This window comes from Ramlibacter sp., from assembly GCF_035554825.1.
In the GTDB taxonomy this organism is placed as follows: Bacteria; Pseudomonadota; Gammaproteobacteria; order Burkholderiales; family Burkholderiaceae_C; genus Ramlibacter.
In genome coordinates this window covers 26,421-34,476 of the sequence record NZ_DATMHS010000112.1, presented here as the reverse complement: position 1 = coordinate 34,476, position 8,056 = coordinate 26,421, and the positions used below count along the sequence as shown (strand labels likewise).

The window sequence follows — 8,056 nt, the reverse complement described above, 5'->3', positions numbered from 1 at the left end:
TACAGCTTCTTCATCCTGTTCACGATCGGCATCACCAAGGGCCGCTGGAACACGCTGCTGTCGGCGCTGCAGCAGTTCAAGGACGACTACGCCAAGAACCAGCCCATGTGGCGCATCCTGCCGGAGTTCTGCCAGCAGTTCCCGCGCTACGAGCGCATGGGGCTGGCCGACCTGTGCCAGCACGTGCACGAGCTGTACGCCCGCTACGACATCGCCCGGCTGACCACCGACATGTACCTGAGCGAGCTGACGCCGGCGATGAAGCCCAGCGACGCCTTCGCCTACATCGCCCACCGCAAGACCCAGCGCGTGCCGATCGACGAACTGGAAGGGCGGATCACGACGTCGCTGGTCACGCCGTACCCGCCGGGCATCCCGCTGCTGATCCCGGGCGAGGTGTTCAACAAGAAGATCGTCGACTACCTGAAGTTCTCGCGCGAGTTCAACGCCCAGTGCCCGGGCTTCGAGACCGACATCCATGGCCTGGTCGAGGAGGTGGGCGCGGATGGGCAGACCCGGTATTTCGCGGACTGCGTGCCGCTCTGAGCCGGGGGTGGCCGCCGCCGTTCGTCCGCCTCGGCTGCAGTTCGTCGCACGGCGCGGCAGTCCGTCGCGACAGGGATGAAAAGCCTCAGGTTGATCCCTAGAGTTCTCCGCACCGGGCCCATGCGGCCCCGTATCGGAGAACACCATGACCCGCTTCGAAAGCCCCGCGCTCCAGCAACCAGAACTGCACCTGACACCGGTCGCCACGCGTGGACTGTTCTGGGTCGCGGCTGCCGCGCTCACCGGCCTGCTCTGGTTCGGCGTCGGCTCCCAGGCCGGCCAGTTCGGCGACCGTGACACCGCCGTGCGCGTCACGCTCGAGCCGGTGGTGATCTCCGGCCACCGGCTGCTGCCGGACAACCCCGGCATCGCCATGGCGGCGAGCGGCGTCGCCTGCGCAAATACCTCTTCCGTGATGACCGTCGGGAGCCAAAAACGGGTTAATCTCACTCAATGAGCACGGATGGGAGCAGTTCGCCGCACCGCCGCGGGGCCGTCCTCGACTGGCTGGTGCGCGTCAACACGCAGGTATCGGAATGGGCCGCCACGACCTCGTGGTGGCGCTTGATCGTGCTGTTCCTGCTGGTGCTGATGGCCGCTTCGGTCATCGGTGACCTGCTGCACCTCAAGCACGACCGGGTGCGGGTCGTGCGCTCGGGCGACGAGAAGGTGATCACGATCGGGGGTGAGCACGGCATCCGCATCGTGAAGGGGCCGCATGCCAAGGATCCCGCCACGCCGGTGCCGCCGGTCCCGCCGCCGCCGCGCCCCGCGACCGGCCCGGACGCGGACAAGCCCGGCGAGCAGGGCGCGCAGGGCCGCACGGAGCGGGAGATCGAGCAGGCCGCGGAGAACGCCGCCGCCGGGATCGAGAAGGCGCTGTCGAACCTGGACGATGACGGCGAGCGCACGATCGGCGGCCAGGTGGTCACGTTCCGCGGCGTCCTCGGCGACCTGGGCGGGGCGCTGCTCGTGATCCTGTTCGCCTACCTGGCCGCCTCGAAGATCATCGTCAAGAAAGTCGCGCAGGCCGATGCCAAGGTGCGCTCGGCGCAGCACACCGCGGAACGCGAGACCGTGGAGCGGCAACTGGCCCAGGCGCGGCTGCAGGTGCTGCAGGCCCAGGTCGAACCGCATTTCCTGTTCAACACGCTGGCCACCGTCGATTACCTGATCGAGACCGATCCGCCGCGGGCCAGCAAGATGCAGAAGGCGCTGATCACGTACCTGCGCGGCGCGCTGCCGCAGATGCGGCAGCAGTCGTCCACGCTCGGACGCGAACTGCGGCTGGTCACCTCGTACCTCGACCTGATCAAGATGCGGATCGAGGAGCGGCTGGAGGTGGAGATCGCGGTGCCCGAGGCGCTGCGCTCGGCCGAATTCCCGCCGATGATGCTGCAGACGCTGGTCGAGAACGCGATCAAGCACGGAATCGAACCCAAGCCGGAGGGCGGCAAGGTGCGGGTCGCGGCCTCGCTGCAAAACGGCCAGATGGCGGTGGAAGTGAGCGACACCGGGGTGGGCCTGCCGGACGGCGAACTGCTGGACGGCCCGACCTCCGGGACCGGGGTCGGCCTGCAGAACATCCGCGATCGCCTGTCCATGCTCTATCCGGGCCGCAGCACCCTGATGCTGCACTCCGGCGCCTCGGGCGGGACGCTGGTGCGCATCACCTTGCCGCATCGGGTGGCGGACGAGCCCGCCGCCAGCGGCGCCGTGCCCCAGGGCAAGCCGGCATGAAGGCGGCGTCCGGCCGCCTGCGGGCGCTCGTCGTCGACGACGAGCGGCTGCTGCGCGAGCAGCTGAAGACCCGGCTGGCCGATGTCTGGCCGGACCTCGACGTGATCGACGAAGCACGCGACGGCCAGGAAGCGCTGGACAAGGCCGAGCGGCTGCAGCCGGACGTGGTGTTCCTGGACATCCGCATGCCGGGGATGACGGGACTGGAGGCGGCCCGCGAGATCGTGGCGCTCCCGTCGTGGAACGGCGAGATCGTCTTCGTGACCGCCTACGACGAATACGCGATCGCCGCGTTCGAGCAGGGCGCGCTCGATTACCTGCTCAAGCCGGTGGAGCCACAGCGACTCGCGCAGACGGCGCAGCGGGTGCAGGCGCGGCTGCAGGCGAAGCGGCCGGGCGCCGCCGCGGGCGGCGCCGACCAGGCCGCCGTCGACGCGCTGTTGGCGAAGCTGATGCGGATCGGGCAGGGCATCGACCGGGGCTCGGTGCCGCAGGGCGAGGGGCCGCTGCGCTGGATCCAGTGCTCGGTGGGGTCGACCACCCGGCTGATCGACGTGAAGGACGTCCTGTTCTTCCGTTCCGATGAGAAATACACCAGGGTGCAGACGCGCCAGCTGGAGGCGTTCATTCGCACCCCGATCCGGGAACTGGTGCCGCGCCTGGATGGCCAGCAGTTCTGGCAGATCCACCGCTCGACGCTGGTCAACCTGGCCGCGATTTCACGGGTGACGCGCGACGACAGCGGACGCCAGAAGGTGCACATCGAAGGGCATCCGGAAGTGCTGGAGGTGAGCCGCAGTTTCGCCCACCTGTTCCGCAGCGCGTAGCCCGCGCCGGCCAGAATCGTGCAACCCAGCATTTTTTGAACGCAGAGGACGCCGAGGATCCGCAGAGAAGACCTTGAAGGCTGTTTTGTCTTCTCTGCGCCCTTTGCGCAAACTCCGTGTCCTCCGCGTTCAAGAAGACTTCACTCTCGCCAGCCAGGCAGCCGACGAGCGCTGCGCGGCTCGTTACTCGACCACCGCCACGGCGTTGTGGCTGAACCCGCCGTCGACGTACGTGATCTCCGACGTCATGCCGGCCGAGAGTTCGCTGAACAGGAACGCGGCGACGTTCCCGACATCCTCGATCGTCACGTTGCGGCGCAGCGGCGAGCCGTTGGCGGCGATCGCCAGCAGCTTGGTGAAGTCCTTGATGCCGCTCGCCGCCAGCGTGCGGATCGGGCCGGCGCTGATGCCGTTGACGCGGATGCTGCGGCCGTCCGGCAAGCGGCCCACGGCTTCGGCCAGGTAGCGCACCGATGCCTCGAGGCTGGCCTTGGCCAGGCCCATCGTGTTGTAGTTCGGGATCGCCCGCACCGCGCCCAGGTACGAGAGCGTCAGCAGCGCCGACTTGTCGTTCAGGTAGGGCAGGGCGGCCTTGGCCAGCGCCGGGAAGCTGTAGGCGCTGATGTCGTGGGCGATGCGAAAGCTCTCGCGCGAAAGGCCGTCGAGGAAGTTGCCGCTGATGGCCTCGCGCGGTGCGTAGCCGATGCTGTGCAGGAAGCCGTCGAACTTCGGCCAGGGCACGGACAGCTCGCGGAACAGGCTCTCGATCTGGCCGTCGTCGCCGACGTCGCACTCGAAGACCAGGCTGGAGCCGAAATCCGCCGCCAGTTCCGTGATGCGATCCTTGAAGCGCTCGCCCACGTAGCTGAAAGCCAGTTCGGCCCCTTGCTGGTGGCAGGCCTTGGCTACGCCATAAGCGATCGAGCGGTTCGACAGCACACCGGTGATCAACAATTTCTTGCCGGACAGGAATCCCATAGGCCTCATTGGTTGAATATTTCTGTGCAGAATTGTCTCATGCGATTTTGGCTGCTGGTCCTGCTGTCGATTGTGGCCCCGTCCGGCTGGGCCGCGCCGGGGTATGCCGTGTGGGGAACGTTCAGGTACGCGCCCGGATTCCCGCACTTCGAATACGTGAACCCCCAGGCCCCCAAGGGCGGCGAACTGCGCCTCATCGCCGGCTCGCGGATCTCCACCTTCGACAAATACAACCCCTTCACGCTGAAGGGAACGGCGCCCTCGTTCCTGGGCGATCTCCTGTTCGAGGGCCTGCTGACCGGATCGATGGACGAAATCGGCGTCGGCTACGGGCTGCTGGCCGAGGACGTGGAGGTCGCGCCCGATCTGCTGTCGGCGACCTTCCGCCTGCGGCCGCAAGCGCGGTTCCACAACGGCGACCCGGTCCTGGCCGCCGACGTGAAGCACAGCTACGACACGCTGGCGTCCAAGTACGCCGCCCCCGGCTATACCATCCTGCTGGCCAACGTGGCCGGCTGCGAGGTCGTCGACGAGCGCACCGTGCGCTACCGCTTCAAGAAGGCCGACCGCCAGTCGCCGCTGGTCGTGGGCGGGCTGCCGGTCTTCAGCCGCAAATGGGGCGGCGGCAAGACCTTCGATCAGGTCGTCACCGACACCCCCATCGCCACCGGCCCGTACAAGATCGGGCCGGTTCGCTTTGGCAAGGACATCACCTACGCGCGCGACCCGAACTACTGGGCGCGCAACCTGCCGGTGCGGCTGGGAACCAACAACTTCGACCGCATCACGGTGAAGATCTACCGCGACAACACGGCGCAGCTGGAGGCGCTGAAGGCGGGCGAGTTCGACCTGATGCAGTTCTTTTCCGCCGGTGACTGGGCCCGGCGGCTGAACGGCCCGCGCATCGACAAGGGCGAACTGGTCAAGATGCCGTTCGAGCATCGCCAACCGGACGGCTTCCAGAGCTACGTCCTGAACAACCGGCTGGACAAGTTCAAAGACCGCCGCGTGCGCATGGCGATCGAGCTGGCGATGGACTACGAGTGGATGAACCGGCAGCTGTTCCGGGGCAGCTACAAGCGGGTGAAAGGCATTTTCGGCAACACGGACTGCGAGGCCAACGGCTTGCCGTCCCCGGAGGAGGTGGCGTTGCTCGACCCGTATCGCGCCGACCTCCCGCCCGAGACCTTCGGACCGATGGCGGTCCCGCCATCGACCGACCCGCCGAACTCGCTGCGCGAGAACCTGCGCCAGGCACGGCAGCTGCTCACGCAAGCCGGCTGGAATTTGCGTGACGGCGCGCTGCGCAATGCCAAGGGCGAGCCGCTCACGATCGAACTGCTCGACTCGTCCGAAGGACGGTCGGTGACACTCACCTCTGCGTGGAAGCGGGCGCTGGCGAAACTGGGCATCGATCTGCGGTACCGCAACGCCGACTTCGCGCTGTACCAGGAGCGTCTCGACAATTTCGACTTCGAGATGATCAGTATCGCGTTTCCGGGCACGCATTTCCCCGGCGCCGACTATTCCGATCTGTTCGGCAGCAAGGCGGCCGATACCAAGGGCTCGGGCAACTTCGGCGGGATCAAGAGCCCGGCCGTCGACGCCCTCCTCAAGAATCTGGCGGATGCGCAGAACAAGGGCCAGTTCCTGGCCGCCTGCCGCTCGCTCGATCGGGTCATCGCGCACGGCCATTACATGGTGCCGGCCTGGACCAGCAGCGCGCAGCGGATTGCCTACAGCGCCTGGAAGCTCGAACGCCCGCAGACGGTTCCGCCGTATCCGCCCGAGGGCGTGGCGTACATGGACTGGCCGATGACGACCTGGTGGGCCCGCACGCCACCGACCACGTCAAAATAGCCACCCCATGACGGCCTACATCGCCAAACGCATCCTGCTGATGCTGCCGACCCTCTTCGGGGTGCTGGTGGTGACGTTCCTCGTCACGCAGTTCGTGCCCGGCGGCCCCGTGGAGCAGTACATCGCGGAGGCGCGGCGCGGCGTGGCCGCCGGCGGCGATGCCGGCGCCTACCGCGGCGGGCAGGGCGTCGATCCCAAGAAGATCGAGCAGATCAAGGCCTTGTACGGTTTCGACAAGCCGCCGGCCGAACGCTTCTGGAAGATGCTCAAGCAGTTCGCCCGGTTCGACCTCGGGCGCAGCTTCTTCCAGAACAAGGACGTGTGGCAGTTGATCAAGGACAAGCTGCCGGTCTCGGTCAGCCTGGGACTGTGGACCTTCTTCATCAGCTACCTGGTGGCGGTGCCGCTGGGCGTGGCGAAGGCCGTTCGCGCCGGCACCCGTTTCGATTTCCTGACGACGCTGCTGGTGCTGGTCGGGTACGCGGTGCCGGGGTTCGTGCTCGGGGTGGCGCTGCTCGTGATCTTCGGCGGGCAGCTGCAGTGGTTTCCGCTGCGCGGGCTGACCTCCAGCAACTGGGACGAGCTCGGTTGGGGGGCGCGGATCGCCGACTACCTGTGGCACATCGCCATGCCGGTGACCGCCATGGTGGTGGGCAGCTTCGCCGTCACCACGATGCTGACCAAGAACGCGTTTCTCGAGGAGATCCGCAAGCAGTACGTGCTGACGGCGCGCGCCAAGGGCCTGAACGAGCGGCGGGTGCTGTGGAAGCACGTCTTTCGCAATGCGCTGATCCCGATCGTGACCGGCTTTCCGGCAGCGTTCATCGGGGCGTTCTTCACCGGCTCGCTGCTCATCGAGACCCTGTTCTCGCTGGACGGCCTGGGCCTGCTCAGCTACGAGAGCGTGATCCGCCGCGACTACCCGGTCGTGATGGGAACACTCTACTTCTTCACCCTCATCGGGCTGTTCACCAAGCTCGTCAGCGATCTGAGTTATGTCTGGGTCGATCCCCGCGTCAAGTTCGATTGACCCGCAGGCCGCCGCGGCGCAGCACCACCGGCCGCATTCCGAAAGCCCGGGCGCGCGCGCGTGGCGCCGTTTCCGGCGCAACCGGCTCGGCTTCGCCAGCCTCGTCATCTTCAGCGCGATGGTGGTCCTGAGCCTGTTCGCCGAAGTGCTTTCCAACGACCGGCCGCTGCTGGTGCGCTACAACGGCGAGTTCTATTCGCCGCTGCTGCACGCATATCCGGAAAAGACCTTCGGCGGCGACTTCGACACCCCGCCGGATTACCTCGACCCGTACATCCGCGGGAAACTGACGCAAGGGGGCAACTGGGCGATCTACCCGCCCAACCCCTACGGCGCCGGAACGCTGAACTACTTCTCGAAGGAGCCGTTTCCGGCGCCGCCGAACGCGGACAACCTGCTGGGGACCGACGAGCGCGGCCGCGACCTGCTGGCGCAGCTGATCTACGGTTTCCGCATCAGCGCGCTGTTCGGATTGGTGCTCACCGTGATCGGCGTGCTGCTGGGGGTGCTCACCGGGGCGGTGCAGGGCTACTTCGGCGGCAAGACCGACCTGGCGTTCCAGCGCTTCATCGAGATCTGGGGTTCGATGCCGGAGCTGTACCTCCTGATCATCTTCAGCGCGGTGTTCGCGCCGAGCGTGGCGCTGCTGCTGATCCTGCTGTCGCTGTTCGGATGGATGGGGCTGTCGGACTACGTGCGGGCGGAGTTCCTGCGCAATCGCCAGATGGACTATGTGCGGGCCGCGCGGGCGCTGGGCGTCGGCAACGGCCGCATCATGTGGAAGCACATCCTGCCCAACAGCATGACGCCGGTCGTCACCTTCCTGCCGTTTCGCATGAGCGCGGCCATCCTGGCCCTGACGTCCCTCGACTTCCTCGGGCTGGGCGTGCCGCCGGGGACGCCGTCGCTGGGCGAACTGCTGAACCAGGGCAAGACGCAGCTCGATGCCTGGTGGATCTCGCTCACGACCTTCGCGCTGCTCGTGATCACGCTCCTGCTGCTGACCTTCATGGGCGACGCCCTGCGCGATGCGCTCGACCCGCGAAAGGTCGACGCATGAATGCCGCGCCGCGCA

General features: G+C 67.0%; 7 protein-coding genes and 1 pseudogene. 7 read left to right on the top strand and 1 reads right to left on the bottom strand.

Annotated elements, in window-relative coordinates:
- The 4 genes and pseudogenes from VNT59_RS14295 to VNT59_RS14280 all read left to right on the top strand — a co-directional run.
- Positions 1 to 546 (top strand): annotated as a pseudogene (locus tag VNT59_RS14295) (lysine decarboxylase); the annotation flags it as partial.
- Between the two features lie 145 nt (positions 547 to 691).
- Positions 692 to 1,003 carry a hypothetical protein gene (locus VNT59_RS14290; RefSeq protein WP_325499187.1) on the top strand — a complete coding sequence of 104 codons (312 nt, stop codon included), beginning with the start codon at positions 692 to 694 and terminating at the stop codon, positions 1,001 to 1,003.
- Positions 1,000 to 2,286 carry a sensor histidine kinase gene (locus VNT59_RS14285; protein WP_325499185.1) on the top strand — a complete coding sequence of 429 codons (1,287 nt, stop codon included), beginning with the start codon at positions 1,000 to 1,002 and terminating at the stop codon, positions 2,284 to 2,286. Before VNT59_RS14290 ends, VNT59_RS14285 begins: the two co-directional genes overlap by 4 nt.
- Positions 2,283 to 3,113 (top strand): LytTR family DNA-binding domain-containing protein, encoded by an 831-nt coding sequence (locus VNT59_RS14280; RefSeq protein ID WP_325499184.1) that lies wholly within the window; start codon positions 2,283 to 2,285, stop codon positions 3,111 to 3,113. Before VNT59_RS14285 ends, VNT59_RS14280 begins: the two co-directional genes overlap by 4 nt.
- Positions 3,114 to 3,296: 183 nt before the next feature.
- Here the strand turns inward: VNT59_RS14280 and fabI are convergent, their stop codons facing one another.
- Positions 3,297 to 4,091 carry an enoyl-ACP reductase FabI gene (gene fabI / locus VNT59_RS14275; RefSeq protein WP_325499182.1) on the bottom strand — a complete coding sequence of 265 codons (795 nt, stop codon included), beginning with the start codon at positions 4,089 to 4,091 and terminating at the stop codon, positions 3,297 to 3,299.
- 39 nt (positions 4,092 to 4,130) lie between these two features.
- Here fabI and VNT59_RS14270 point away from each other — a divergent pair, with 39 nt between their 5' ends.
- From VNT59_RS14270 to VNT59_RS14260, 3 genes are read left to right on the top strand one after another with little or no spacing between them, the layout of a single operon-like run.
- Positions 4,131 to 5,951 (top strand): extracellular solute-binding protein, encoded by a 1,821-nt coding sequence (locus VNT59_RS14270; protein ID WP_325499180.1) that lies wholly within the window; start codon positions 4,131 to 4,133, stop codon positions 5,949 to 5,951.
- A 7-nt stretch (positions 5,952 to 5,958) separates the two neighbouring features.
- On the top strand, positions 5,959 to 6,981 hold the full coding sequence (locus VNT59_RS14265; RefSeq protein ID WP_325499178.1) for a microcin C ABC transporter permease YejB: 1,023 nt from the start codon (positions 5,959 to 5,961) through the stop codon (positions 6,979 to 6,981).
- Positions 6,947 to 8,041, top strand: a complete 1,095-nt coding sequence (locus VNT59_RS14260) for an ABC transporter permease (protein ID WP_325499176.1) — start codon at positions 6,947 to 6,949, stop codon at positions 8,039 to 8,041. Before VNT59_RS14265 ends, VNT59_RS14260 begins: the two co-directional genes overlap by 35 nt.
- Positions 8,042 to 8,056: the final 15 nt, after the last annotated feature.